Source organism: Streptococcus sp. NSSLK0004 (assembly GCF_059039125.1).
This window is the reverse complement of record NZ_CM180142.1, coordinates 1,773,265-1,799,678: the sequence shown is the minus strand read 5'-3', so window position 1 is coordinate 1,799,678 and position 26,414 is coordinate 1,773,265. Positions and strand designations below refer to the sequence as shown.

At 42.0% G+C, this 26,414-nt stretch carries 25 protein-coding genes, 1 other RNA gene and 1 pseudogene; 26 read left to right on the top strand and 1 reads right to left on the bottom strand.

The window, feature by feature from the left end:
• Window positions 1-17: 17 nt before the first annotated feature.
• The 11 genes and pseudogenes from AC4CS8_RS09235 to AC4CS8_RS09185 form a co-directional block, all read left to right on the top strand.
• Window positions 18-260 (top strand): annotated as a pseudogene (locus tag AC4CS8_RS09235) (sugar phosphate isomerase/epimerase); the annotation flags it as partial.
• A 1-nt stretch (window position 261) separates the two neighbouring features.
• Window positions 262-762: a GNAT family N-acetyltransferase gene (locus tag AC4CS8_RS09230; RefSeq protein WP_493892902.1), complete on the top strand. Its 501-nt coding sequence runs from the start codon at window positions 262-264 to the stop codon at window positions 760-762.
• 126 nt (window positions 763-888) lie between these two features.
• Entirely contained in the window at window positions 889-1,926 is a 1,038-nt protein-coding gene (locus tag AC4CS8_RS09225) for an AAA family ATPase (protein WP_493892901.1), read from the top strand.
• 8 nt (window positions 1,927-1,934) lie between these two features.
• Entirely contained in the window at window positions 1,935-2,756 is an 822-nt protein-coding gene (gene pnuC / locus AC4CS8_RS09220; RefSeq protein WP_493892900.1) for a nicotinamide riboside transporter PnuC, read from the top strand.
• Window positions 2,749-3,522 (top strand): NUDIX domain-containing protein, encoded by a 774-nt coding sequence (locus AC4CS8_RS09215; protein WP_493892899.1) that lies wholly within the window; start codon window positions 2,749-2,751, stop codon window positions 3,520-3,522. Before pnuC ends, AC4CS8_RS09215 begins: the two co-directional genes overlap by 8 nt.
• Window positions 3,523-3,679: 157 nt before the next feature.
• The gene (locus tag AC4CS8_RS09210; protein WP_493892898.1) at window positions 3,680-5,881 is read left to right on the top strand and encodes a RelA/SpoT family protein; all 2,202 of its coding nucleotides are present in this window, start codon (window positions 3,680-3,682) and stop codon (window positions 5,879-5,881) included.
• A gap of 1 nt (window position 5,882) precedes the next feature.
• Complete coding sequence (gene dtd, locus AC4CS8_RS09205) at window positions 5,883-6,326, top strand: D-aminoacyl-tRNA deacylase (protein WP_493892897.1); 444 nt, start codon at window positions 5,883-5,885, stop codon at window positions 6,324-6,326.
• A 75-nt stretch (window positions 6,327-6,401) separates the two neighbouring features.
• Complete coding sequence (locus AC4CS8_RS09200; protein WP_493892896.1) at window positions 6,402-6,584, top strand: hypothetical protein; 183 nt, start codon at window positions 6,402-6,404, stop codon at window positions 6,582-6,584.
• A 264-nt stretch (window positions 6,585-6,848) separates the two neighbouring features.
• Window positions 6,849-7,739, top strand: coding sequence for a helix-turn-helix domain-containing protein (locus tag AC4CS8_RS09195; protein ID WP_493892895.1), 891 nt, complete (start codon window positions 6,849-6,851; stop codon window positions 7,737-7,739).
• 100 nt (window positions 7,740-7,839) lie between these two features.
• The gene (locus AC4CS8_RS09190) at window positions 7,840-8,676 is read left to right on the top strand and encodes an ABC transporter ATP-binding protein (RefSeq protein ID WP_493892894.1); all 837 of its coding nucleotides are present in this window, start codon (window positions 7,840-7,842) and stop codon (window positions 8,674-8,676) included.
• A complete protein-coding gene (locus AC4CS8_RS09185; RefSeq protein WP_493892893.1) occupies window positions 8,669-9,364 on the top strand; it encodes an ABC transporter permease in 696 nt (231 codons plus the stop codon). The genes AC4CS8_RS09190 and AC4CS8_RS09185 overlap by 8 nt, the downstream gene beginning before the upstream one ends.
• A gap of 206 nt (window positions 9,365-9,570) precedes the next feature.
• Here the strand turns inward: AC4CS8_RS09185 and AC4CS8_RS09180 are convergent, their stop codons facing one another.
• Window positions 9,571-10,230 carry a metal-dependent transcriptional regulator gene (locus AC4CS8_RS09180; RefSeq protein WP_493892892.1) on the bottom strand — a complete coding sequence of 220 codons (660 nt, stop codon included), beginning with the start codon at window positions 10,228-10,230 and terminating at the stop codon, window positions 9,571-9,573.
• Between the two features lie 127 nt (window positions 10,231-10,357).
• Here AC4CS8_RS09180 and AC4CS8_RS09175 point away from each other — a divergent pair, with 127 nt between their 5' ends.
• From AC4CS8_RS09175 to AC4CS8_RS09105, 15 genes are all read left to right on the top strand, one after another.
• The gene (locus AC4CS8_RS09175; RefSeq protein WP_493892891.1) at window positions 10,358-11,281 is read left to right on the top strand and encodes a metal ABC transporter solute-binding protein, Zn/Mn family; all 924 of its coding nucleotides are present in this window, start codon (window positions 10,358-10,360) and stop codon (window positions 11,279-11,281) included.
• A gap of 12 nt (window positions 11,282-11,293) precedes the next feature.
• Window positions 11,294-12,058, top strand: a complete 765-nt coding sequence (locus AC4CS8_RS09170; protein WP_493892890.1) for a metal ABC transporter ATP-binding protein — start codon at window positions 11,294-11,296, stop codon at window positions 12,056-12,058.
• Entirely contained in the window at window positions 12,051-12,911 is an 861-nt protein-coding gene (locus tag AC4CS8_RS09165) for a metal ABC transporter permease (protein ID WP_493892889.1), read from the top strand. Before AC4CS8_RS09170 ends, AC4CS8_RS09165 begins: the two co-directional genes overlap by 8 nt.
• On the top strand, window positions 12,904-13,731 hold the full coding sequence (locus AC4CS8_RS09160) for a metal ABC transporter permease (protein WP_493892888.1): 828 nt from the start codon (window positions 12,904-12,906) through the stop codon (window positions 13,729-13,731). Before AC4CS8_RS09165 ends, AC4CS8_RS09160 begins: the two co-directional genes overlap by 8 nt.
• A 66-nt stretch (window positions 13,732-13,797) precedes the next feature.
• Entirely contained in the window at window positions 13,798-15,690 is a 1,893-nt protein-coding gene (locus AC4CS8_RS09155) for a M13 family metallopeptidase (protein ID WP_493892887.1), read from the top strand.
• 205 nt (window positions 15,691-15,895) lie between these two features.
• Window positions 15,896-17,164, top strand: a complete 1,269-nt coding sequence (locus tag AC4CS8_RS09150) for a hypothetical protein (RefSeq protein ID WP_493892886.1) — start codon at window positions 15,896-15,898, stop codon at window positions 17,162-17,164.
• Window positions 17,165-17,538: 374 nt separating this feature from the next.
• Window positions 17,539-18,381, top strand: a complete 843-nt coding sequence (locus AC4CS8_RS09145; RefSeq protein WP_493892885.1) for a patatin-like phospholipase family protein — start codon at window positions 17,539-17,541, stop codon at window positions 18,379-18,381.
• 141 nt (window positions 18,382-18,522) lie between these two features.
• Entirely contained in the window at window positions 18,523-21,024 is a 2,502-nt protein-coding gene (leuS, locus tag AC4CS8_RS09140) for a leucine--tRNA ligase (protein WP_493892884.1), read from the top strand.
• Between the two features lie 256 nt (window positions 21,025-21,280).
• A complete protein-coding gene (locus tag AC4CS8_RS09135) occupies window positions 21,281-21,880 on the top strand; it encodes a CHAP domain-containing protein (protein ID WP_493892883.1) in 600 nt (199 codons plus the stop codon).
• A gap of 59 nt (window positions 21,881-21,939) precedes the next feature.
• Window positions 21,940-22,431 (top strand): tRNA adenosine(34) deaminase TadA, encoded by a 492-nt coding sequence (gene tadA / locus AC4CS8_RS09130; protein ID WP_493892882.1) that lies wholly within the window; start codon window positions 21,940-21,942, stop codon window positions 22,429-22,431.
• 42 nt (window positions 22,432-22,473) lie between these two features.
• Window positions 22,474-22,570: signal recognition particle sRNA small type (gene ffs / locus AC4CS8_RS09125), an RNA gene on the top strand.
• A gap of 245 nt (window positions 22,571-22,815) precedes the next feature.
• Window positions 22,816-24,108, top strand: coding sequence for an adenylosuccinate synthase (locus AC4CS8_RS09120; RefSeq protein ID WP_493892881.1), 1,293 nt, complete (start codon window positions 22,816-22,818; stop codon window positions 24,106-24,108).
• Window positions 24,109-24,391: 283 nt separating this feature from the next.
• Window positions 24,392-24,706: a preprotein translocase subunit YajC gene (yajC, locus tag AC4CS8_RS09115; protein WP_493892880.1), complete on the top strand. Its 315-nt coding sequence runs from the start codon at window positions 24,392-24,394 to the stop codon at window positions 24,704-24,706.
• Between the two features lie 131 nt (window positions 24,707-24,837).
• Window positions 24,838-25,593 carry an undecaprenyl pyrophosphate synthase gene (gene uppS / locus AC4CS8_RS09110; RefSeq protein ID WP_493892879.1) on the top strand — a complete coding sequence of 252 codons (756 nt, stop codon included), beginning with the start codon at window positions 24,838-24,840 and terminating at the stop codon, window positions 25,591-25,593.
• Window positions 25,594-25,605: 12 nt separating this feature from the next.
• Entirely contained in the window at window positions 25,606-26,412 is an 807-nt protein-coding gene (locus tag AC4CS8_RS09105; protein WP_493892878.1) for a phosphatidate cytidylyltransferase, read from the top strand.
• Window positions 26,413-26,414: the final 2 nt, after the last annotated feature.

The following is a 26,414-nucleotide window of genomic DNA, read 5'->3' as shown; positions in this document are numbered from 1 at the left end:
AGGATTAAAATCAAGTGGCACTAGAGAAGTCTCTGGCTTATCTGAAGAATAACATTGTTCACTATCATTTGGTAGATTCAATGGGGAAAGAACATGATAGCCTGACCTTGGGACAGGGGAAAATAGATTGTTCACCGATTCTTCCCCTCTTGAATCCAAGTGCCAGCAGTATCTATGAGATACATCTGGCAGATCTATTGGATCCTAGAGAGCAGTTAGAGAGTCATGTCTATCTAGAACAATTGAGAGGACTAGGGTAAGATGATTACATTTCGAACCTTATTGGCAGAAGACCAAGAGGAATTTATCCGTCGCAACCAAGCAGCTTTTTTAGAGGCTTTAGCAGAAGAAATGCCAGAGGGTCAAGAGGTGATTAGCCGTGAGGAAGTTTTAGAAAGTCTTCAGGCACCACAGGCTCAGGCATTTCAAGTTTACTGGCAGGATGATTTGGTAGGCGGTGTTGTCGTACAGATTGACCCAGAGACCAAACGCAATTTTTTGGATCTTCTATTTATTGACGGAGGTCATAAAGGGCAGGGCTTGGGCTTAAGAATCTGGCAAGCTATTGAACAAGCCTATCCAGAAACGGAAGTTTGGGAGACGCACACCCCGCATTTTGAAATTCGAAATATCCATTTTTATGTCAATAAATGTGGTTTTCAGATCGTGGAATTTTTCAATCCTGCGCATCCAATGGAACATGTTCCCGACTTTCCAGATGCAGAATTATTTTTCCGTTTTGAAAAATGGATGAAAAAGTAGAGTAGAGAGTGGCGAGTTCGCTCTTTACTTTTTTATACCTTTTTATAGAAAAATATAAAAAGATATTGACAGTCATTGCTAAAAAGGGTATGATGTAAAATATAAAAAATAATAAAAAGGTGAGCTATGAAAAAAACAGTTGCAGTCATTTTTGGAACCTTTGCTCCGATGCATAAGGGCCACATTGATCTCATCCAACGAGCCAAGCGAGAGTGTGAGCGAGCAGTGGTTATAGTATCAGGTTATAAGAATGACCGTGGTCATCAAATCGGTCTTGGATTGCAGAAGCGTTTTCGCTATATCCGTGAAACTTTTAATGATGAGCCTTTAGTGTCGGTTTTTAAGCTAGATGAGGAAGGCATGCCTCCCTATCCAGAAGGTTGGGAACCCTGGCTAACGGCCTTACAAGATTTGGTGGCTGTTAAGGAGGATGAAGAGTTAGTCTTCTATGCTTCGGAGAAAGAGTACGCAGAGGAATTGCGTTCTAGAGGATTCAAAGCATCGTTTACGGAGAGAAATTTCAATATCTCTGCAACAAAGATTCGCGAAAATGCAGCGAAGTATTGGAATATGATTGCCAAACCGTTTCGACGTCACTTTTCTAAGAATGTTTTGATTGTTGGGTCTGCTTCAAATGGAAAAACGACATTGGTACGGGATCTGGGGCGCTACTATTCTTGTCCTGTATCATTGGAGTATGCTCGCTATTATCAACAGCGATACAATGTACGCGATGATGAATTGACAGGGAAAGATTACAACTATCTCTTGACAGGACAGTTCCGTCAGACCTCAGACCTGATTGATTCAGATACCAACCGCGGTCTGGTCATTGCAGATACCAATGCGACAGTGACAGAAGCCTACTATGATTACTATATTGGTGAGACTTCTAGCTCTTTCCACTCGCTCTGTGCCGATACGGTCAAGAATGAAAAGTGGGATCTCATCATCTTTGTTTTACCGACAGGTTCTTATGTAGATGATGGCTTTAGGGATATGACAATGGCTGACGCAGCAATCCGGAATGCCTTCACCGAACATTTGAAGGAATTGGTTGCGAAGAATCATCCGCATACTTCACTAGCATTTATCGGTGGATCTTATGCAGAAAACTATGCTAAGGCAATTGCGTTAATTGATACTATTTATCAGGAATTTTAGGAGAATATATGGAACAACTAACTAAACGTGTTGATTACTTTCGGGCATCTTTGAAACAAGTACCAGAAAACATGGCAGCTATCGCAGGGAGGGCAAAAAAACTGGGGTTTGTTGGAGTCTTGGATGCGATTATTGCGGATTTATTCCGGAATCGTTCACGTAATCAATGGCTATATTTGCTCGTTCTATCGTGTGTCCCAATTATCTTACACATCTGGTCGGCTAGCGAGGATTGGATGGGATTATTTGCATCATGGACAGGCATTTTGTGTGTCATTTTAGTAGCAGAAGGGCGGTCTAGCAACTATTTCTTTGGCTTTATCAGTAATCTCATCTACTTTGTACTTTCTTATCAAAATATGTTTTATGGGGAAGTCATGACGGCAATCTTTTTCATTGTCATGCAACCTGTCGGGCTTTATTTCTGGTTATCAGCGCGTGTCAATGGGGTGGAAGAACAAGAAAAGACTCAGTTTGAAGCGCGCAAGTTGAGTTTCTGGGGTTGGGTCAAGTGGTTGGCTTTTGCTGTTTTAGTTTGGGGTAGTTTTGGATTGATTTACAAATCTATCGGAGCAGCTCGTCCTTTCCGTGACTCAATTACAGATGGGACCAACTGGACTGGTCAATTCTTGCAGAGCTATCTCTACCGTGAGCAATGGCTGTTCTGGATTGGAACCAATGTTTTTTCTATCTATCTATGGTGGGTAGGGCCAGATAGTGGTAACTTACAAATGTCTGTTATGTATTTTGTGTGGACGATTAACTCGATTGTTGGTTGGTATCAATGGTCTAAGTCTGTAAAAGAAGGGCGGGTGGATCAAAATGGCTAGGCCTGATGGTCTATCGGACAAGGAATATTATGAAAAATTTGCGACAGAGGCAGAGTTTTTAGATTGGTATAAAAAACAGGATTCTCCGCGATTTGAAAAACCAAGTGTGACAGCAGATATGGTTGTTTACAGCTTTGTGGAAGGAAAAATCAAACTCTTGCTTATTCGCCGAGCGGCCCATCCTTGTCAAAACAAGCTATCCCTCGTTGGTGGTTTTATTGCTAGGGGCGAGGATGCTTACCAAACCTGTCAGCGTGAGATAAAAAAAGAGGCAGGGCTTGATTTACCTCGCAACCATATTGAACAATTGTTGACAGTGTCCAATCCTGAGCGAGATCCGCGGGGCTGGATGATGACCATTGCACACTTGGTTTATCTACCTAGCCAGGCCTTAGATTTGGTTAAACCAGGACCGGATGGACGAGAGCCGATTATAGTTGATGTGGATTTTAAGACGGCGACAGTTTCTTACCAAGATAGAATCCTGACAGCAGATGATTTTGCTTTTGACCATTATGAGATTGTTCGCACTTCTATTCAGCGGATACAGGGGCGGATGAAATGGAATCCCACCTTTCTCAATCTTTTGCGGCAACCGTTTAATATCTATGCAGCAACAGAGTTGGTAAATCTGATTTCGCCAGATAAAACAATTGTTCATAATAACTTTTTATCAAAATATGGAGATTTTGTTGAAGAAGTTGGGGCGGAACGATTGCCCAAACGCAAACCAAGAAAGACCTATTGTTTAAAGGCAGTGCCCTAGCTTGATTTATTTTACTAAATCTTGTTGTTCCGTGTCATATACATTAAACAATCTATCGAGCGAATCAAGAAGGTGATGTTTTGGGACATCTCTTCTTCCTTTTTCTTTTCATCTGAAAATGGTAAAATAAGAGAAACAGTTTGGAATGAGGTAATTTATGAAAGAAGTCAATTTGACAGGAGAAGAAGTGGTTGCATTAACCGCTCAATACCTGCCAGAAGAAGATGTACATTTTGTTCAAAAGGCTTTAGAATATGCGGTTGATGCCCATAAAGAACAATTTCGAAAGTCTGGCGAACCTTATATTATCCATCCTATTCAAGTAGCTGGAATCTTAGCAGGACTCAAACTAGATGCAGTGACAGTGGCCTGTGGTTTTTTGCATGATGTAGTGGAAGATACGGATATCACTCTCGATGAGATGGAAGCGGAATTTGGTTCAGAAGTTCGCTTGATTGTGGATGGGGTAACCAAGCTGGGTAAGGTAGAATACAAGTCCCATGAGGAACAACTCGCAGAAAACCATCGTAAAATGTTGATTGCCATGTCCAAGGATATGCGAGTTATCTTGGTAAAACTAGCTGACCGTCTCCACAATATGCGTACTCTTAAACACTTACGTAAAGACAAGCAGGAACGCATTTCTCGTGAGACGATGGAAATTTATGCACCTTTAGCTCATCGTCTGGGTATTTCTTCCGTCAAGTGGGAGCTAGAGGACATGTCTTTCCGCTATCTAAATGAAGTGGAATTTTACAAGATTACCCACATGATGAGCGAGAAGCGTCGTGAACGTGAGGATTTGGTCAATGAGGTGGTAGAAAAAATTAGCGCCTACGCAGCTGAACGAAATCTACATGGTCAAATCTACGGTCGCCCAAAACATATTTATTCTATTTACCGTAAAATGCACGATAAGAAAAAGCGTTTTGATCAACTCTATGATTTGATTGCTATTCGTTGTATTATGGATACACCGAGCGATGTTTATGCTATGTTGGGGTATATTCATGAATTGTGGCGCCCGATGCCTGGACGTTTCAAAGATTATATTGCGAATCCTAAGGCAAATGGTTATCAATCTATCCATACAACTGTTTACGGTCCAAAGGGTCCAATCGAGTTTCAGATTCGTACAGCTGAGATGCATCAGGTTGCAGAGTATGGGGTAGCAGCTCACTGGGCTTATAAGCGTGGTGGAAATGCTACAGCCTCTGCCAGCGAGCTTAAATGGATCAATAACTTGATTGAATTGCAGGAGGGAGCGGGCGATGCCCAGACCTTCATGGATTCGGTCAAAGAAGATATCTTCACCGAGCGAATCTATGTCTTTACCCCTGATGGCGCGGTACGGGAATTGCCAAAAGATTCGGTTCCAATCGACTTTGCCTATGAAATTCATACCAAGGTTGGTGAGCGAGCGACAGGTGCCAAGGTCAACGGGCGTATGGTTCCATTAACGACAAAACTCAAGACTGGCGATCAGGTGGAAATTGTCACTTCTGCCAATTCCTTTGGTCCAAGTCGAGACTGGGTGAATATCGTTAAAACTCATAAGGCTCGTAATAAAATAAAACAATTTTTCAAAAATCAGGACAAGGAACTTTCGGTTTCTAAGGGGCGCGAGATGATTCAGACTCTCCTCCAAGAAAATGGCTATGTGGCTAACCAGTATTTTGATCGTAAACACATGGACGAAGTGTTGCAAAAGACCAGCTATAAGACGGATGAAGCTTTATTTGCAGCAGTTGGTTTTGGGGAAATATCTGCCGTGTCTGTCTTTAATCGTCTGACAGAAAAAGAACGCCGAGAGGCCGAACGCGCAAGGGCCAAAGCTGTCGCGGATGAATTGGTCAACGGTGGCGAAGTCAAGCACGACAACAAAGATAGCTTGAAAATCCGTCACGAAGGTGGCGTGGTCATCGAAGGTGCGTCAGGTCTGCTGATTCGGATTGCAAAATGTTGTAATCCTGTTCCTGGAGATGAAATTGTCGGCTATATTACTAAAGGTCGTGGGGTGGCTGTTCACCGTGTGGACTGTATGAACCTCAAGAGCCAGGAAAACTACGATGTACGCCTGATTGATGTCGGCTGGGAAGATGAAAACTCAACTAAGGAATACATGGCAAACATTGACATCTACGGTCTTAACCGCTCAGGTCTCCTCAACGACGTCCTCAAGGTCTTGACTAATGCCAGCAAGAATATTTCCTCGGTTAATGCCCAACCAACCAAGGATATGAAGTTTGCGACGATCCATGTTTCCTTTGGGATTTCCAACCTTGCAACCTTGACCAGTCTTGTTGATAAGATTAAGTCTGTGCCAGAAGTTTACTCAGTGAAAAGGACCAACGGATAAGATGAAAATTGTTTTACAACGTGTGTCGCAAGCTAGTGTGACCATCGAAGGACGGATTCATGGGCAAATCGATCAAGGTCTTCTGCTCTTGGTCGGTCTTGGTCCAGACGATAGTCAAGAAGATTTGGACTATGCTGTTCGAAAAATCGTCAACATGCGGATATTTTCAGATGAGAATGGAAAGATGAACAAGTCTGTTCAAGATGTGGCGGGCAAGATTTTATCTATTTCTCAATTTACTCTCTTTGCGGATACCAAAAAAGGCAATCGCCCTGCTTTTACAGGAGCGGCAGCTCCTGCCCTAGCCAGTCAACTTTACGATGCCTTTAACCAAGCCTTGTCAGCCTTTGTGCCAGTTGAGGTAGGTGTGTTTGGGGCGGATATGCAGGTCAGTCTGGTCAATGATGGTCCAGTGACCATCATCTTGGATACGAAGAATAAGTAATATTATAGAAATAGTCTGTACTCTATCTGAATATTTTGATATACTAATATTGAAAAATAGGTATGGAGGTTTGCTATGAAAAAATTACTAACCCATCATTTCTTCTACTTGATTCTTGCGTTTTTGCTGATTATGGTGATTTACTTTAGCGACCTAGATAAACGCTGGATTATTCTAGCAAGCTTTCTTTACTTCATTCCCTCGCAGATTCTGTATCGTCGCAGATTGAGAGAAAAATTAAGTGAAGACCGGCAGTAATGTCGGTCTTTTTACGTTTAAAGGTAGGGGGGGATAACGCAGGAATATCGTTAGAATGAATAGAAGTTTGCTGAAAATTTGCAGATTGGCTTGTGATGTAAAATAAGGAAGAAGGGAAGTTTTTGTATTGTATATATAAAATGGTTGTAAAAATATGTTACAATAGTAAGAAACGATCGTAAAACAAGAGGATTGGGCCATGTTAGTATTGTTTATGGTAAAATTGAGATAATATTTTCAAATATATTTTTGTGGGAGATTGTTTTGGACATAAAAATTGAAATCGGAAAGAAAATCCGAAATGCTCGAATAAATAGAAACTTGACACAAGCTGATGTTTGTGACGATGAAACTGAACTGACTATTCGACAACTGGCTAGAATTGAAAATGGACAGGCAATGGCTACTATACCAAAATTGTTATTTTTATCTCAAAAGCTGGAGATGAGAATTCAAGATTTAGTAGATATTTCTAGGGTTGAGATTCCTAAACGTTATTTAGTATTAAAGAATAAATTAATAAGATTTCATACTTATGGTGATGAGAATCGCATTGCTCAGCAGGAAGCAATGTTTGATGAGATATATACTGATTATTATGACATTCTACCCGAAGAGGAACAGCTCCTTATTGAACTATTACATGCTCAAGCAAATGTGTTTAGTAGCCAAGACACAGGATTTGGTATAGGACTGTTAGAGGAATATTTTCATCAAATTTTGAAAAAGAATAAATACAGTTACAATGATTTGTTAATAATCAATGTCTATTTAATGTGCTGTATTATGGGATTAGAAGATAAGTCATATGTTGAAGAATTATCAAACAAAGTATTACTTCAGATTGACTATGGAGATCCTGAACGTATGTACCTGTTAGAGCGGATTCTGATTAACATATTGGTTCAAGCCAATCCGAGGGCTTACCTTACTTATACACGGGTTTTGAGGGAGATAATTGAAGAATCGACTAACTATCAACACAAACCTGTTGTCTACACTTTTGAGGCAAAATACTATTTAGAAATAGCCAAAGATAGAGAAAAAGCTGAAGAATTATATGATAAGGCAATTATGTTTGCAAAAATGCTTAATGATGATATTTTAGTTCAAAATCTTGAGAGAGAGAAACAAACTGATTTAGCATATCTATGAAAATAACCATGCAACCTGACGTACATGTCATGTTGCTTTTTTTATTTTTTTCTTATACTAGGACTATAAAGAATGACACGATGAATTAAGGAGAAGAGTTATGAAAGAAACCATGATTGTAGCAGATAAGATTACCAAGTCGTTTGGGAATAAAGTTGCATTAAATAGTATTAGTTTTGAAATTCGTGAGGGGAACATCTTTGGATTCTTAGGACCGTCAGGTTCTGGTAAAACAACCATGATTAACATTTTGACAGGTCAGATGGATGCAGACCAAGGACGAGGAAAACTATTAGGAAAAGATTCCACAGATTTATCGTCTTCAGATTTGGAAGAAATTGGCATCGTGAGTGATCAAAGTGGTTTTTATGAAAAATTATCATTGGAAAAAAATCTCCAGCTTTACGGAAGATTATTCGGTGTTAGTGAAGAGAAAATTGATGAACTGTTGACCAGAGTTGGTTTGTTTGACAGTAAAAAAACACCTGCTGAGAAACTGTCAACAGGTATGAAGCAGAGAATGTTGCTGGCAAGAGCCTTAATCAATGCTCCGAAAATCCTCTTTCTGGATGAGCCAACAAGTGGACTAGACCCAACCACTTCTCAATCGATTCATGCTTTACTGATTGATTTGAAAAAACAAGGAACAACCATTTTCCTGACCACTCATGATATGAATGAGGCAACCCTCCTCTGTGATGAATTGGTTCTACTGAACAAGGGGAATCTAGTTGAGAAAGGTGTTCCGAGAGATATTATCCAAAAATATAATTTGGATAAAACAGTAAAAGTGACCTACTCGGATTTTAGTCAAGAACTCATTCCATTTTCAAACTTTGGGCAACACGACTTAATAGATGCGATTGCGGTACATTCTTGTGAGCCAACGCTAGAAGATATTTTCATAAAATTAACAGGGGAGAAGTTAAATGTTTAGAAGAGTAAATGCCTTGATTTGGCTAAGAAGTCAACTATTGATGAGCAACAAAAACCTAGCTGTTCAAATCCTATTGCCCTATATGCTGGTCTTGCTTTACAAAAATTTCATGGATGCATCGGGCATGACTCTATTGTTTATCTGTTTATCCATGGCTATTTCACTGTCTATTGGAATGATGATTTCTACTATTATTGCGGAAGAAAAAGAGAAAAATATGCTCAAAACCTTGCTCTTGAGCGGTGTTCGCTATAATGAATATATCTTATCTGTTCTTGTTCATCCACTGGTGATTACGGTGCTTACCTTGATTTTATTTCCAATCATGACTGAGACAAATTTGGAAGGGATGTATGTTGAATATATGGTTGTGATGTTCCTAACTTCATTTGTTGTCATGTTGATAAATATGTGTGTCGGTCTACTCTCTGATACTCAATCGAAAGCTCAGATAAATGGCTTGCCAATTACCTTTATCGTAGCCTTGTTACCTATGTTTGCAGGAATGAAAGATGGAGTACAAGAAGTTGTCAATTATTCTTTTATGGGAGCTTATACTGAGTTTTTCACTGGAACAAACTTTTCCCTAACAAGTCAGTCGATTAAAATTTTGCTACTTTGGAACCTTGTCCTCATCGTGCTTACCTGGCTTGCACTAAAGAAGAACAAACGAATCGGTAAGAACTAATATTCAATGAAAATCAAAAACAGACTAGGCGACGCAGATGCTGATAGAACTGAAGTTCATCGAATCAAGTCAACAACGTCTGATTTTGATTTTCGAAGAGTTTAACTTGATTTGATGAATGCAAGTTCGCTCTATTTCCCAGATAGTTAAAGTTGGTCTTATTTTCATTGAGTACAAAATATAGAAAAACCAATCGCTCAGCTTGTTTAGGCTGGGCGATTGGTTTTTTCTATGAATAATTCTTGGGCGATGGTTGTCGGGATGGCTAGTTCCTTGTCTTTGTACTGGATGGTGATGGTTTGGGCAAAGTGGTCAAAGTCAGTAACGGTCAACAGGTCACCGACAGCAAGGTCGTGTTGTTCAAGGTATTGGAGGAGTTGGTAGAAGTCATGGATACGGACCAGTTGGTAGCTGCCGGTTTCTGTCAGTTGGGAAAGGCGTGTCTGGTAGCGTTCGACCAAGGCTTGTCCAGCTTTTGGAATGGTGCCTCCGTGCGGACAGGTTTGAGGCTGACCGAGGAGTTTGTCCAAGCGGTCGATAAAGTGGTCTGAAACAGTATGTTCCAAGATTTCAGCTTCTTCATGGACTTCTTCCGGAGAATAACCTAGTTGTTCTACCAGAAATACCTCGATTAAGCGGTGTTTGCGGTAGAGGTTGGCCACCATTTCCAAAGCGACTTGACTGAGGAGGTAGCCTGCGGTCTTGTCTTTTTCAATCAACCCTTCTGCCACCATCTTTTTTACCATTTCTGAAACGGCTGGGGCAGAAAAATTCATCTTTTCAGCAATTTGTTTGTTGGTGATTTTTTGTTCGGTCTGCCCCAGTTCGTAGATGACTTTCAGGTAATCTTCTTTGTTCGGTGTCATATTCTCTCTCTTTCTAAATTAAGAACATTATACCAAAAAATTATAAAAATGATTGACAGAAAGATATTTTTAATATATATTAAAATAAAAGTTAAGCATACCTAACAAAACAAAAAGGAGAACCTATATGAAAAAACTAGTACTTAGTTTCGCTCTGCTATTGTCCCTCTTCGGACTAGTAGCTTGTCGTTCATCGCAAAGCCAAGAGGCTACCAGCAAGCCAAAAGTGGCAGTGACCACTTCCTTCCTCAATGATATGGTTTACCAGTTGGCAGGGGATGAAGTGGAGAGGGAACTCTTGATTCCTGCTGGTGAGGACCCTCATCTATATGTGGCTAAATCGAGTGATTTGTCCAAATTACAGTCCGCTGACCTGGTTCTTTATCACGGATTGCACTTTGAGGGTAAGATGGTAGAAGCCCTGGAAAAAACTGGTGTCGCAGTATCCAAAAATTTTTCGCCATCGGAATTGACCACTATGGATGAGGATGGTGAGCAAATCGTGGATCCGCATTTCTGGTTTTCGATTCCGCTTTATAAATCTGCTGTAGCTGTGGCGTCAGAGGAATTGCAAAAGATCCTTCCAGAAAAAGCAGAGCAGATTCAGAAGAATACGGACTCTTATTTAGCTCAGTTGGATGACTTGCATACTTGGATTGAGAAAGAATTGAGCGTCCTTCCTGCGGAGAGTCGTTACCTAGTAACGCCACATGATGCCTTTAACTATTTCGCATCTAGCTATGACTTTACTCTCTATGCACCGCAAGGCATTAGCACAGAGTCTGAAGTGGCCAATAGCGATATGATTGAAACAGTGAATATGATTTTAGAGCATGGTATCAAGGCCATCTTCACAGAGTCAACGACCAGCCCAGAACGGATGGAGAAATTGCAGGAAGCAGTCAAAGCCAAGGGTGGTCAGGTTGAGGTTGTGACGGGTGAGGGCAAGGAGTTGTTCTCAGATTCCTTAGCACCAGAAGGTGAAGATGGAGCAACCTTTATTGATATGTATAAGCATAATATCAATTTGATGGTTCAATATTTGAAGTAGAGAGGTAATAAGATGGAAGAAACACTGAGAGTCGAAGACTTGTCCTTGAGCTATGGTGCAAGTCAAGTCAAGGCTCTAGACCAAGTCAGTTTTTCTCTACCAAAGGGGTGTAGAGCTGCCTTGGTGGGTCCAAACGGTGCTGGAAAATCAAGTTTGATGAAGGCGATTCTGGGATTGGAAAAGGGAGTGACAGGAAAGGTTACGGTGCTAGGCCAAACTCAGCCTTTAGACCAAGTCATTCAGAAAAAAATAGCCTATATCCCTCAAGCGAGTCAGGTCAACTGGCAATTTCCTGCGACTGTCTTTGACATTGTTCTGATGGGACGTTTTGCCCACACCAGTGGTTTCTTCCGTAAACCGAGTTCTCATGATAGAGAAATGGTAGAGCAAGCCTTGGAGGAGATGAACATCAGTGATTTAAGGCATCGGCAGATTGATCAGTTATCAGGAGGTCAAAGACAACGGGTCTTTCTCGCCAGAGCCTTGGCGCAGGAAGCTGAACTCTACTTGATGGACGAGCCCTTGGCAGGTATTGACCAGGCCACAGAACACTTGATTATGGATTGCTTGAAGACCTTTCAAAAACAAGGAAAGACTTCCTTGGTCATCCATCATGATTTGCTGACATTGGAGCGGTATTTTGACCATGTTATTTGGCTGAACAAGCGGCTGGTGGCGGCTGGTCCCATAGATCAGGTAGATAGTGCTAGCTCCTATCGGATGGCTTATGGTCAAGAATTGTCTTCCTTTTACGGTGAGGGGGCAGGGCATGAGTGATATTTTGCAAGATTATTCCTTTTGGACAGTTGCTCTTGGAACAGTGGTTCTAGCCCTTGCCAGTAGCCAGATTGGAACCATTAGTGTCTTAACCAAGCAGAGTTTGATTGGTGATAGTTTGGGGCATGCTGCCTATCCAGGTATTATTTTGTCTTACATGGTTTTTCAATCTCGTCACCCCCTCCTCTTACTTTTAGGTGCAGTTGTATCGGGCTACCTGTCTTATGGTTTGGTCATCTGGCTCAGTCAAAAAGGTCGCCATAGTCTTGTCAATGCCTTAACCCTTGTTTCAGCTTCTTTCTTTGGGCTTGGTCTAGTCTTGAAACAGTATGTTCAAGGAAATGAAGCCTTTCAAGGGTCAGCTCAGGCTGGTTTGGAGAATTATGTCTTTGGTCAGGCCGCCTTTATTCAGTTGGATGATGCGGTCTTGATTGGTTTGGTTTCTATGCTAGCATTTGGGATTTTTTTATGGAAATACCAGTCTTTTAAACTCTATCTCTTTGATCGGCAATTTGCCAAGCTAGTCGGAATTCCGGTGGAAAGGTTAGACCGATTGACCATGTTTTTGATGATTAGTCTGATAGCTGTTGGTTTGAAAGTGGTTGGAGCTGTTCTAATGAGTAGTTTCTTGATAGCACCAGCCGTTTTCGGCTTGCTTTTAGGAAAATCCTATGTGCAGACCTTGGGCTTGGCGGCTGTGGTCGCAACATTTTCAGCTTTTGTGGGGACTTACTTGAGTTCGGTAGTGACAGGTTTGTCGACTGGACCGACCATCATTGTCTACCTGAGCCTGTTTGCCCTAGTGGCTTTTGCCTATGTGACCTATGTTCGAAAGGAGAATGCGCGTGCTTGAAGTCTTAGTGATTTTATTCGTAGTCGGATGCTCCTGTGGATTTATTGGGTCTGTCTTGGTGGTTCGCAATCAGTCTATGCTGGCAGATGCCCTGTCGCACTCGGTTCTTTTGGGGATTGTCCTAGGATTTTTGATTAGTCAGAATTTGGATTCGCCCCTGCTCCTGCTTGGAGCTGCGATTTTTGGCTTGCTGACCATTGTAGCGATTGACGGCTTACATACTCGTAAATTGGCTCAGGATGCTGCAACGGGCTTGTTGTTCACGTTTTTCTTTGCCATCGCAGTCATTCTGATTTCCCTCTTTGCCCGTAATGTCCATTTGGACATGGATATGGTCTTGATGGGTGAGGTGCTCTTTGCACCCTTGAATCGTATCGATTTGCTTGGTATTTCTCTACCACTTGCCTTGGTCAAGTCTGTCGGGCTTTTGTTGGTCTTGGTCGTCTTCTTTTTCCTTAACTTTCAGCCTCTCAAGTTCTATCTTTTGGATAAGGAACAAGCCAAGCTACAGGGAATTCGGACCAGACCGTTGGAGTTGAGTCTTCTTTTTCTCGTTTCGCTAACCACGGTTCTCTCCTTTGAGGTCGTTGGTTCGATGACGGTTATTGTCTTTTTATTGGCACCGAGTATGGCAGCTCTGCCCTGGTCTAAGCATTTCTTTCAGTTTTTGGTTTTTGGGCAATGCTTCGCCATTCTGACCGTTTTTCTAGGCTTTTTATGTGCTAGTTGGTTTGACTTGACCATGTCTGGCACCTGTGCCGTTCTTAGTTTGGTCATGGTCTGTCTGAGTACCTTGGTAAAAAATACCCTAAAAATTTAGTTTGGCAAATGAAATTGTCAGACTTTTTTGTTATGATAGTCATTAAGAAATGTAAAGGAGAAAACAATGACACGTTTACAAGATGATTTTTACGAATACGTCAACGGTGAATGGGCAAAAACAGCCGTAATTCCCGCTGACAAGCCAAGAACAGGTGGTTTTTCAGACTTGGCTGATGAGATTGAAAAACTCATGATTGATACAACGAATGCTTGGTTGGCAGGGGAGAATGTCCCAGAAGATAGCGTTTTGCAAAACTTTGTTAAGTTCCACAAGCAAGTAGCTGATTTTGAAACCCGTGATCGTTTGGGAGCAGAACCTGCCCAGGCCTTGATTGCAGAGTACAAGGCTTTGGGATCTTTTGAAGAATTTACCAGCAAGTTGGCTGAATATGAATTGGCAGGTAAACCAAACCTGATGCCATTTGGAGTGTCGCCTGACTATATGGATGCGACAACCAATGTCCTTTGGGCTTTTGGTATTGCAACCATTTTGCCAGATACGACCTATTATGAAGAAGGGCATGAGAAGGGAGCAGAATTGCTCAAGACTTGGCGGGAGTGTCAGGAAGCTCTCTTGGCTAAGTTTGACTTTAGCGATGAGGAAATTGCAGAGCTTTTGGATAAGGTATTGGCCTTGGATGCTATCGTTGCCAAGTATGTTCTTTCTAACGAGGAAGGATCTGAGTATGCTAAACTTTATCACCCTTACAAATGGGAAGATTTTGTAGCTTTGGTACCAAACCTGCCTTTGACAGATTTCTTCAAGGAGATTTTGGGGCAAGTGCCAGACAAGATTATCGTACCAGAGGAGCGTTTTTGGCAGGCTGCTAATGAGATTTACAGCCCTGAAAACTGGGATTTACTCAAGGCTAGTTTGATTTTTGCTGCGGCTCGTTCCTATACAGCCTTCTTGTCAGATGAAATCCGTATTCTTGCAGGTGCCTACAGCCGTGCCCTTTCTGGTACACCGCAGGCTCAAAACCAAGAAAAAGCAGCCTACAACTTGGCTCAAGGCTACTTTAACCAAGCCCTCGGTCTTTGGTATGCTGGAGAGAAATTCTCACCAGAAGCCAAGGCGGATGTGGAAACAAAAGTTGCCAAGATGATTGAAGTCTATAAATCTCGCTTGGAAACAGCGGACTGGTTGGCTCAAGAAACACGTGACAAGGCTATTATCAAACTCAATGTCATCAAGCCTTACATTGGCTATCCAGAAGCCTTGCCTGAACGTTATTATAAAAAAATTGTAGACCCAAGCAAGTCCTTGGTAGAAAATGCGATTGAGCTCAACAAGATTGATATTGCTCATGTTTGGAGCAAGTGGAACAAGCCAGTCGATATCAAGGAATGGGGCATGCCAGCCCATATGGTCAATGCCTACTATAATCCGCAGAAGAATCTGATTGTCTTTCCTGCAGCGATTTTGCAGGCACCATTTTACTCTTTGGAACAATCTTCATCAGCCAACTACGGTGGTATTGGTGCGGTTATTGCCCACGAGATTTCTCATGCCTTTGACTCAAATGGGGCAGCCTTTGATGAGCATGGTAGTCTTAATAACTGGTGGACGGAAGAAGATTATGCTGCCTTTGAAGCCCGTACTCAACAGGTCATTGACCAGTTTGAAGGTCAGGATTCTTATGGTGCGAAAATCAATGGTAAGTTAACCGTGTCAGAAAATATCGCTGACCTTGGTGGTATTGCAGCAGCTCTTGAAGCAGCCAAGTCAGAAGCAGATTTCTCTGCGGAAGAATTCTTCACCAACTTTGCTCGTATTTGGCGGATGAAGGCCCGTCCTGAGTTTATGCAGATGTTGGCAAGTGTGGATGTCCATGCACCAGGTCATCTTCGCACCAATATCCAGTTGCCAAACTTTGATGAATTCCATGAAACCTTTGGAGTTCAAGAAGGCGACGGCATGTGGCGGGCAAAAGAAGACCGTGTGATTATTTGGTAACATATGATGATTCTTAAAGCTAAGTTTTAAAATTCATTTTGCGGATAATTGTTGGTTTAACGATTATCTGCTTTTTTGTGTCCTATAAATTCGTTTTTTTAGATTGAAAGTCGATATCCGAACGCTTCTTGTCTATTTATATAATAAGATAGACAAATTTAAGAAAAGACGATACAATAAAGGAAAGCGCTATCTGGAGGTTGTAATGAAAAAGAAGTCTCTTATTTTTCCTATTTTTCTAATCTTATGCTTTGGACAACTAGATTTGATACATATTGCTGCTCAGTCCCCTACTTCCTCTTCAGAAGAGGTCATGGCTAGTTCTAGCGAGGTTATCTCTTCCTCCAGCTCATCAGAGGAAGTCATTCCTTCGTCTAGTACAACGTCCCTCCCGTCCAGTACAGAAACACCTGGAGGAACTGAGCCAAGTCAAGATTCCAGTACATCATCATCAAATGCTTCCTCAACTTCCAGCTCGTCAGTTGTTGGAGATGAGCCCTCAGGGACTTCTACAAGTGAGTCGACAGAAGAAAGCCAGACCCAACCAAGTACGGCTGTTGGTGTAGCTGAATCAGCGAGTGGTCAGGTAGCTATTTACCGCCTCTACAATCCTAGTAATGGGGAGCATCTGTATACAATTGATCTGAATGAAGCAAAAGTTTTATACACCAAACATAATTGGGGCTACGAAGGTATTGGTTGGTACGCCCCTTCTAAAGGGACAGCTGTCTATCGACTTTACAATGCCAAGCTACAGAATCATCTTTATACTACCGATACCAATGAAGTGCGTGTCTTGACTAGTCGCCACGGTTGGACCTCGGATAACAATGGTCGTCCTGTCTTTTATTCAGGAGGAAATGTCAAGATTTACCGCGTCTATAATGCCAAACTTCGGGGCCTTCACCATTGGACTACAGATGTGAATGAATACAATACTTTGCCAAAACACGGTTGGGCCCAAGAAGGTGTGAAGTTTGCTGGTGTGAAAAATGGTAGTCCTATACGGACCCAATATTATGCATTTGAACTGCTTAGCCAGCAAGAAATGATTTTCTCTGTTGGTGTTGGAGGGTGGCGAACCTATTTAAGGGTGAAACCGGATGGAACTTTCTCTGGCCAATATACAGACTATGACTATCGCGATGTTTATATTTCAGATTTTACAGGTACGTTTTCAGCACCGACTAAAGCAAGTTCTTACGAATATCATTTTACAGTTGAAAAATTAACATATCCTGCTGTTGACAAGGTATATTATAAGGGTTATTACAAATATACGACAGCAACTCCATATGGAATGTATGGTGGTAAAAACTTCCTACTCTATTTACCTGGACGGCCTACAAAAGATATAACCGACTTGGCGAAAAGCTGGGTTTATGATTTCAATAATATCAATTCAAGAGGCGTCTTGACCCACTATATGTTGATAAATAACACTAAAGGGCAGTTTGCCTTCTACAATCCTTAAATATAATAAAAGCGAATGATTGGTGTTGCCTCCCAAAGCAACGAAGTAATAAAAATATTTTTAGGAAAGTAGTTTCTGCGTTGGACAGAATGTTGGCTGTTTAATTTTTGCTGAATTTTTATATCCTAGTTTATCTCTATGCAGGCTAACTTAGACTTGGTTTCTACCGAATACGCTTTTTGCTATAACAAAACACTCCCGTTTCTAGTTTGCTAGATTTCAACAGGAGTGTTTTTCTTGTGTCAAATTTTGCGAATCTAATGCCCTCAACCTGCTTTGTCTAGTCTGATTTTCATTAAGTATAAGATAGCAAAAATCTCGTTTCGGCGGGATTTTTTGCTACAATAGAAGTTAATTTTTAGGAGGTACTGCAGATGAAAGTTGGTCTAGTTTTAGAAGGCGGTGGTATGCGGGGCTTGTATACCTCTGGGATTTTGGATGTATTTTTGGGTGCAGGCATCAAGGTTGATGGTGTTGTCAGTGTCTCGGCAGGTGCGCTTTTTGGAGTGAATTATCTTTCCAAGCAAAGGGGCAGAGCAATACGGTATAATAAGCGATTTATCAAGGATAAGCGCTATATGGGCTTGCGGTCTTGGTTGACAACAGGAAATATGGTAAACAAGGATTTTACTTATTATAAAGTTCCGATGGAATTGGATAAATTTGACCAAGAGACCTTTGCTCAGTCACAGGTACCTTTTTACGTGACGGTGACTAACATTGAAACTGGTCTGCCAGAATACCACAAAATCGATCATGTCTTTGAACAAATGGAATTATTACGTGCCAGCTCAGCCTTACCTCTTGTATCGAAAATTGTCGAAGTTGAGGGCAAGAAATACCTAGATGGTGGACTTTCAGATTCTATTCCTGTTGCATTTGCACAGAGCCTCGGTTTTGACAAGCTGATTGTTATCCTGACTCAGCCGATTGATTACCGTAAAAAACCATCTAGTGGACGGATATACCGTATGCTCTATAGAAAATATCCTAAGTTTGTAGAAGTAGCTTCAAAACGGTATCAACACTATAATCAGGCTGTTGAAAACATCATTCAACTTGAAAAAGAAGAGCAAGTTTTTGTTATCAGACCTCATCAGGCATTACAAATTGGTCGTTTAGAAAAGAATCCAGATAAATTTGACGAGATTTATCGGCTTGGGCTTCAAGATGGGGAAAGAGCAATTGAAGATTTAGAGGCGTATTTGGAGAAGTAGAGGAAGTTTATTTTAAACTTGCTTTGTCATTTGAGAATATTCTTCCCCAAAACTATAGATTCTCTCTTTAAATTCTACCTTTTTTCTTTCCTTATTTCGTGATATAATAGTAAAGATAATTTATTGACATGGAGAAATGACATGAGCTTCTACAATCACAAGGAAATCGAGCCCAAATGGCAGGAATTTTGGGCGAAAAATCACACTTTTAAGACGGGAACAGATGCGGCTAAGCCAAACTTTTATGCCCTAGATATGTTCCCTTATCCATCTGGTGCAGGCCTTCACGTTGGTCACCCAGAGGGTTATACTGCGACAGATATTCTCAGCCGTTACAAGCGTGCGGCTGGCTATAACGTTCTTCACCCAATGGGATGGGATGCCTTTGGTTTGCCAGCAGAGCAGTACGCTATGGATACTGGTAACGATCCAGCAGACTTTACAGCGGAAAACATTGCTAACTTCAAACGTCAGATTAACGCCCTTGGCTTTTCTTACGACTGGGACCGCGAGGTCAATACGACAGACCCTAACTACTACAAGTGGACCCAGTGGATTTTCACTAAGTTGTATGAAAAAGGCCTAGCCTACGAGGCAGAAGTGCCTGTAAACTGGGTAGAGGAATTAGGAACAGCTATCGCCAACGAAGAGGTCCTTCCTGACGGAACATCTGAACGTGGTGGCTACCCTGTTGTCCGCAAGCCAATGCGTCAATGGATGTTGAAAATCACTGCCTATGCAGAGCGTTTGCTCAACGACCTAGAAGAAGTTGATTGGCCAGAGTCGATCAAGGATATGCAACGCAACTGGATCGGCAAGTCAACAGGTGCCAATGTGACTTTCAAGATTAAGGACACAGACAAGGACTTCACAGTCTTTACAACTCGTCCTGACACCCTTTTCGGTGCCACCTACGCAGTTCTTGCTCCTGAGCATGATTTGGTGGATAGCATCACATCGCCTGAGCAGGCAGAAGCTGTGGCAGAGTACAAACGCCAAGCTTCTCTCAAATCAGACCTTGCCCGTACAGACCTTGCCAAAGACAAGACAGGTGTCTGGACAGGTGCCTACGCCATCAACCCTGTGAACAACAAGGAAATACCAATCTGGATTGCTGATTATGTACTTGCAAGTTACGGAACAGGTGCTATCATGGCGGTTCCTGCCCATGACGAGCGTGACTGGGAATTTGCTAAGCAGTTTAACTTGGACATCGTTCCAGTTTTGGAAGGTGGCAATGTAGAAGAAGCCCCTTATACAGAAGACGGCATTCATATCAACTCTGACTTCTTAGACGGTCTTAACAAGGAAGAAGCTATTGCCAAAATGGTAGCTTGGTTGGAAGAAAATGGTGTCGGTCAAGAGAAAATTTCTTACCGCCTCCGTGACTGGCTCTTCAGCCGCCAGCGTTATTGGGGCGAGCCAATTCCAATCATCCACTGGGAAGACGGCACTTCCACAGCCGTACCAGAAAATGAGTTACCTCTGGTATTGCCAAAAACCTCAGACATCAAGCCTTCAGGCACAGGCGAGTCACCTCTTGCTAACCTGACAGACTGGTTGGAAGTGACACGTGAAGATGGTGTCAAAGGTCGCCGTGAGACCAACACTATGCCACAATGGGCGGGTTCTAGCTGGTACTACCTCCGCTATATCGACCCACACAACGATGAAAAATTGGCAGACGAGGAACTTCTCAAAGCTTGGTTGCCAGTGGACATCTACATCGGTGGTGCCGAGCATGCAGTCCTTCACCTGCTCTACGCTCGCTTCTGGCACAAGTTCCTCTATGACCTTGGCGTTGTGCCGACCAAAGAGCCTTTCCAAAAACTCTTTAACCAGGGCATGATTTTGGGAACAAGCTACCGTGACAGCCGTGGTGCCCTTGTAGCGACAGATAAAGTTGAAAAACGTGATGGTTCTTTCTTCCACATCGAAACTGGTGAGGAGTTGGAGCAGGCACCAGCTAAGATGTCTAAGTCTCTTAAAAACGTGGTCAACCCAGATGATGTGGTCGAGCAGTTCGGTGCGGACACCCTCCGCGTTTATGAAATGTTCATGGGCCCACTTGACGCGTCAATCGCTTGGTCAGAAGAAGGCCTCGAAGGTAGCCGTAAGTTCCTGGACCGTGTTTATCGCCTGCTTACAACGAAGGAAATTTCTTCGGGAAATAGCGGAGCGCTTGATAAAGTGTACCATGAAACTGTGAAGACGGTGACAGAGCATATTGAAGACTTGAAATTCAACACGGCTATCGCCCAGCTCATGATTTTTGTCAACGCTGCTAACAAAGAAGATAAGCTCTATGTTGACTACGCCAAAGGCTTTGTCCAATTGATTGCCCCATTTGCACCACACTTGGCAGAAGAACTCTGGCAAGGTCTGGCAAATACGGGCGAGTCCATCAGCTATGTAGCATGGCCAAGATATGACGAAAGCAAGTTGGTAGAAAGCGAAGTGGAAATCGTTGTCCAAATCAAAGGTAAGGTAAAAGCTCGCTTGACCGTAGCTAAAGATTTAGCACCAGCCGAGCTTGAAAAAGTGGCCCTAGCAGACGAAAAAGTCCAAGCTGAGATTGCAGGTTTGACAGTTGTGAAGGTGATTACAGTTCCAAACAAACTCGTCAATATCGTTGTGAAATAATTGTTAAATAACAAGAAACGACTTCTGTAGAGGAGGTCGTTTTTGTTTGTTTTTATGAGAAGGCATCATACTGTAAGGTAACTGTAATAGTTGTAACAAAACCTTAAGTTTCTTGCAAGCTTAGTCTAGTAGGATAGAGAGCATGATATCGTTATTTTTTTACTTCGTTAACTCGCCTTGCCTAACTTCAGTTGCACCTGTGGCTTGTTGCCTAGTATTAAAATTAAAAAGACTATAAATGTCAGAAGGAGCAAAGATGCAGAACAGATATTCTATTAGAAAAATAAAATTTACTCTATTGATGGGATTGGCTGGTTTATTCTTTTTGAATCAACCGATTGCAAGTGCGGATACGGGAGATAGTTTAGACCTTCCTTCTATCGGACAATTGGCGCAGAAACTAGAGGATGAGGCAGAAAAGGAAGCGGCTGAAAAAGCAGCTGAAAAAGCTGCGGCACAGGCTGCAGCGGAAGCTGCCAAGGCTACCAATATGGTTTCAGAAGTAGCGGTAGAGTATACTGCTAATACCTATCCTGTCGGTCAATGTACCTGGGGTGCGAAGGAAGCTGCGCCTTGGATTGGAAACTATTGGGGCAATGCGAATGATTGGGCTGTAAAGGCAGCATCTCTTGGCTATGAGGTGGGAGCGACCCCCAAAGTGGGAGCAGTTATGGTTTGGACAGATGGTGGCTATGGTCATGTCGCTGTGGTAACTGCAGTATCTGAAACGGGAGAAATCCAAGTTGTCGAATCCAATTATGCTGGGAATACAGCGTTGGCAGATTACCGTGGGTGGTTCAATCCAGCTAATGAGTCGGCACAAATTTCTTACATCTATGCTCCAGAGGGAGTTTAAGGTGGCTAAGTAGGCCGAGAAGTTCAATCTTCTCGGTATTTTTTGATATAATAGAAAACATGAACTACACTCAAGAAGAAAAAGAATTTTTTATGCGAGCAGCCCTGGAAGAGGCGAAAAAATCTTTGTTAAAGGATGAGATTCCAATTGGTTGTGTCATTGTCCATGAAGGAGTGATTATCGGCCGTGGGCACAATGCTAGAGAAGAGCAACAGCAAGCGATTTTACACGCAGAAATCATGGCTATTCAGGAAGCGAATCAGACTGTTGGCAACTGGCGACTCTTGGAGACTACCTTATTTGTGACGATTGAACCGTGTGTCATGTGTAGTGGAGCTATTGGTTTGGCCCGTATTCCTCGTGTTATTTATGGAGCTCCTAATCAAAAATTTGGTGCTGCGGGGAGTCTATATGACATACTGACAGATGAACGCCTCAATCACCGAGTAGAAGTTGAAAGGGGAATCTTAGAAAATAACTGTGCGGGAATTATGCAAGATTTTTTCAGGAAACGTAGAGTGACACATAAGATGGAAAAAAATCAAAAATAGACAGGTGAAAATCATTACTTGCAATCTGACCAGTTTGTGTTATAATGGTGAAGGAGCAACAGTCGTGCGTGAAGCGGGTCAGGGGAGGAATCCAGCAGCCCTAAGCGAGGTCGATTGTGTGCTCTTTTTGCGTGCAGTCTAAAAACCCTTTGAAATCAAGCTTTCAGAGGGTTTTTCTCTGTTGAAAAGGTGGATTGCTAGTGTTTCATTATAAAGACGAAGAATGTTCTAAAAAATGAAAGGAATATTCGTATTTTATAATATACAGGTCATATCTTGATAAAAGGTTCGTTTTCCATTATAATAAGGTGTAAGACAAACTTGCAGGTGAGATTCCTGCCATAGTTTATAAGGGCCTATCAAGGCCAAGGAGAAATAGAACGTATGACTTCAGTAGTAGTAGTTGGAACCCAGTGGGGAGATGAAGGAAAAGGAAAAATCACCGACTTCTTATCTGCAAATGCAGAAGTAATTGCCCGTTACCAAGGTGGCGACAATGCAGGTCACACCATCGTAATTGATAGTACCAAGTACAAATTACATTTGATTCCATCGGGAATTTTCTTCCCAGAGAAGATTTCGGTCATCGGTAATGGTGTGGTTGTTAATCCAAAATCCTTAGTGAAAGAAATCAACTATCTTCATGATTCTGGTGTGACAACTGATAATTTGCGGATTTCAGACCGTGCTCACGTTATCTTGCCTTACCATATCAAATTGGACCAGTTGCAAGAAGAAGCCAAAGGTGAAAACAAGATTGGTACGACGAATAAAGGAATAGGACCTGCCTATATGGACAAGGCTGCGCGTGTCGGTATCCGTATTGCAGACCTTTTGGATAAGGACATTTTTGCGGAGCGTTTGAAGACAAACTTGGCTGAGAAAAACCGTTTGTTTGAGAAAATGTATGAATCCACTCCGATTGAGTTTGATGAAATCTTTGAAGAATACTATGCTTACGGTCAGGAAATCAAGAAATATGTGACAGACACATCTGTTATCCTGAACGATGCTCTGGATCAAGGTAAACGTGTCTTGTTTGAGGGTGCGCAAGGGGTTATGTTGGATATTGACCAAGGTACGTATCCATTTGTTACTTCTTCAAATCCAGTTGCTGGGGGTGTGACCATCGGTAGTGGTGTCGGTCCAAGCAAGATTGACAAGGTTGTGGGTGTATGTAAGGCCTACACTAGCCGTGTTGGTGATGGTCCATTCCCTACAGAGTTGCATGATGAAATTGGCGACCGTATCCGTGAGGTTGGTAAAGAATACGGTACAACAACAGGTCGTCCGCGTCGTGTTGGTTGGTTTGACTCTGTTGTCATGCGTCATAGCCGCCGTGTATCAGGCATTACAAACCTGTCCCTCAACTCTATCGACGTCTTGTCAGGGCTTGAGACTTTGAAAATCTGTGTGGCTTACGATTTGGATGGAGAGCGGATTGATCACTACCCAGCAAGCTTGGAGCAACTCAAACGTTGCAAGCCAATCTACGAAGAAATGCCAGGTTGGTCAGAAGACATCACAGGTGTGCGTAGCTTGGATGAATTGCCAGAGGCAGCTCGTAACTATGTTCGTCGTATCAGCGAATTAGTTGGTGTACGTATTTCTACCTTCTCAGTAGGACCAGGTCGTGAACAGACTAATATCCTTGAGAGCGTGTGGAGTTCAAAGTAGGCATAGGGGCCCTTCCTCTTGCTTCGGATTATCAATTTTGAATATATTCTTTTGGATCAATATGGCTTTTTGGTTGTGGCCAGTTCGTTCTACTAAATACAGCTAAGTAGAAAATAGTTAGAGAGAACGGCCATTGCCATGATGTTGTTTCTCACATTGAGAATATTGAACACAATAATTTTAGGAAAAGGGAGTTGGTTTCGTAGGGAATTGGCTCCTTTTTGCTTTCTGGCGAATAATTTGGTATAATCAGACCTATCAAAAATTGAATGAGGTGTTCCGTATGGAAGGTTTGTTTTTACCATTGGTAATGGTGGCAATGATTGGTTTTATGATGTTTACGCAGCGGAGACAACAGAAACAGCGTCAAGAAACACTTAATCAGATTCAAAAAGGTGATGAAATTGTGACCATTGGAGGTCTGTTTGGAATCGTTGATGAGATTGACGAGCAAAAGGTTGTCTTGGATGTAGATGGAGTTTTCTTGACTTTTGAGCGTGGTGCAATTCGCAATCGTGTCAGCCAAGCGTCTACTGATGTAGTTGCTAAAGAAAGTAACGAAGTGACTGATTCCGCTATTGAAGAATCGGCAGAATAAGAATAATTAGTAGGAATCTCGTCCATTGGGCGAGATTTTGTCAGCATATTGGTCAAAGTATAGGGGTCCTGCTTTTTCAATTCCTTCAAAATATGGTATAATGAGCTGATTATAGTAATGAGGGAAAAGTAATGTTTAACTTCGGTTTTAAGAAAAAAGAAACGATAGAAACAGTTATCGAAGTGCCGAAACACATTGCCATTATCATGGATGGGAATGGTCGTTGGGCTAAGAAACGAATGCAGCCACGTGTTATGGGGCATAAGGCAGGAATGGATGCCCTTCAAAAGGTAACGAAGGTAGCATCTGACATAGGTGTTAAGGTTTTGACTGTCTATGCCTTTTCTACAGAAAATTGGTCTCGACCAGAGAAGGAAGTATCTTTTATTATGAACCTTCCTGTGGAATTCTATGACAAGTATGTACCGGAACTCCATGAGAATAATGTTAAAATCCAGATGATTGGTGAGCATAGTCGGTTGCCAGAGGCGACTTTGAGCGCCTTGCGTAAAGCAGAAGAAAAGACCAAAGGTAATACCGGCTTAATTTTGAATTTTGCATTAAATTATGGTGGGCGTGCAGAATTAAGGGATGCTGTCAGAGCTATTTCTCAAGACATTTTAGATGCGAAATTTAATCCTGGAGATATAGATGAACAGCTGATTTCAGATTATTTATATACCAGTTTCTTACCACCTCAATTACGTGATCCAGACCTGGTTATTCGGACCAGTGGCGAACTTCGTCTCAGCAATTTCCTTCCTTGGCAGACTGCCTACAGTGAATTGTATTTTACAGATACCGCTTGGCCAGATTTTGATGGGAATGCTTTGCAAGAAGCTATAAAAGAATACAATAGACGCCATAGAAGATTTGGTGGCGTTTAAAAAGGAGAGAATATGACAACAGATTTACAGAAGCGAGTTATCTTTGGGGGCATCGCCCTGGCTATTTTTCTACCATTTGTATGGGTAGGAGGTGTGAGTTTTCAGTTGCTTGCAGGTTTATTGGCAATGATAGCTACTGCAGAATTGATTAAAATGCACAGACTTTCTCCAAGTTCAATTGAAGGTGGCTTAGCTATGTTAGCGAGCTTGGTTCTGACTTTACCGTTGGAAAATTATCTTCCCTTCTTACCTACGGATGGCAACTATACAGCCTTCGCGATTGTTGTTTTTATTCTTCTCGGATCAACAGTCTTTAATTTAGGGACTTATTCTTACTCTGAAGTGGTCTTTCCAATTGCTTCCAGTTTTTATGTGGGAATCGGTTTTCATAATCTTGTTTTAGCTCGTATGGATGGCTTAAATAAGGTTCTTTTTGCTCTCTTTATTGTTTGGGCTACAGACATTGGTGCCTATATGATTGGTCGTCAAATTGGTCGTCGTAAGCTGATTCCGAAGGTTTCACCAAATAAGACAGTCGAGGGGTTCTTTGGAGGTATCCTATCAGCAGTTGTTGTGGCCACGATTTTTCTTTTAGTTGATAAAACTGTTAATACGCAATACCCGTTTTGGGTTATGTTGCTCTTGGTGGCTCTCTTTTCCGTCTTTGCTCAGTTTGGAGATTTGGTTGAAAGTGCTATTAAACGCCATTTTGGTTTTAAAGATTCAGGTAAGATTATACCCGGTCATGGAGGTATTCTAGACCGCTTTGATAGTTTAATTTTTGTCTTTCCGATTATGCACTTTTTCGGACTTTACTAAGG

Coding starts and splice junctions, on each gene's coding strand:
- AC4CS8_RS09230 (WP_493892902.1), top strand. CDS start 262: ATGATTACATTTCGAACCTTATTGGCAGAAGACCAAGAGGAATTTATC.
- AC4CS8_RS09225 (WP_493892901.1), top strand. CDS start 889: ATGAAAAAAACAGTTGCAGTCATTTTTGGAACCTTTGCTCCGATGCAT.
- pnuC (WP_493892900.1), top strand. CDS start 1,935: ATGGAACAACTAACTAAACGTGTTGATTACTTTCGGGCATCTTTGAAA.
- AC4CS8_RS09215 (WP_493892899.1), top strand. CDS start 2,749: ATGGCTAGGCCTGATGGTCTATCGGACAAGGAATATTATGAAAAATTT.
- AC4CS8_RS09210 (WP_493892898.1), top strand. CDS start 3,680: ATGAAAGAAGTCAATTTGACAGGAGAAGAAGTGGTTGCATTAACCGCT.
- dtd (WP_493892897.1), top strand. CDS start 5,883: ATGAAAATTGTTTTACAACGTGTGTCGCAAGCTAGTGTGACCATCGAA.
- AC4CS8_RS09200 (WP_493892896.1), top strand. CDS start 6,402: ATGAAAAAATTACTAACCCATCATTTCTTCTACTTGATTCTTGCGTTT.
- AC4CS8_RS09190 (WP_493892894.1), top strand. CDS start 7,840: ATGAAAGAAACCATGATTGTAGCAGATAAGATTACCAAGTCGTTTGGG.
- AC4CS8_RS09185 (WP_493892893.1), top strand. CDS start 8,669: ATGTTTAGAAGAGTAAATGCCTTGATTTGGCTAAGAAGTCAACTATTG.
- AC4CS8_RS09180 (WP_493892892.1), bottom strand. CDS start 10,230: ATGACACCGAACAAAGAAGATTACCTGAAAGTCATCTACGAACTGGGG.
- AC4CS8_RS09175 (WP_493892891.1), top strand. CDS start 10,358: ATGAAAAAACTAGTACTTAGTTTCGCTCTGCTATTGTCCCTCTTCGGA.
- AC4CS8_RS09170 (WP_493892890.1), top strand. CDS start 11,294: ATGGAAGAAACACTGAGAGTCGAAGACTTGTCCTTGAGCTATGGTGCA.
- AC4CS8_RS09165 (WP_493892889.1), top strand. CDS start 12,051: ATGAGTGATATTTTGCAAGATTATTCCTTTTGGACAGTTGCTCTTGGA.
- AC4CS8_RS09155 (WP_493892887.1), top strand. CDS start 13,798: ATGACACGTTTACAAGATGATTTTTACGAATACGTCAACGGTGAATGG.
- AC4CS8_RS09150 (WP_493892886.1), top strand. CDS start 15,896: ATGAAAAAGAAGTCTCTTATTTTTCCTATTTTTCTAATCTTATGCTTT.
- AC4CS8_RS09145 (WP_493892885.1), top strand. CDS start 17,539: ATGAAAGTTGGTCTAGTTTTAGAAGGCGGTGGTATGCGGGGCTTGTAT.
- leuS (WP_493892884.1), top strand. CDS start 18,523: ATGAGCTTCTACAATCACAAGGAAATCGAGCCCAAATGGCAGGAATTT.
- AC4CS8_RS09135 (WP_493892883.1), top strand. CDS start 21,281: ATGCAGAACAGATATTCTATTAGAAAAATAAAATTTACTCTATTGATG.
- tadA (WP_493892882.1), top strand. CDS start 21,940: ATGAACTACACTCAAGAAGAAAAAGAATTTTTTATGCGAGCAGCCCTG.
- AC4CS8_RS09120 (WP_493892881.1), top strand. CDS start 22,816: ATGACTTCAGTAGTAGTAGTTGGAACCCAGTGGGGAGATGAAGGAAAA.
- yajC (WP_493892880.1), top strand. CDS start 24,392: ATGGAAGGTTTGTTTTTACCATTGGTAATGGTGGCAATGATTGGTTTT.
- uppS (WP_493892879.1), top strand. CDS start 24,838: ATGTTTAACTTCGGTTTTAAGAAAAAAGAAACGATAGAAACAGTTATC.
- AC4CS8_RS09105 (WP_493892878.1), top strand. CDS start 25,606: ATGACAACAGATTTACAGAAGCGAGTTATCTTTGGGGGCATCGCCCTG.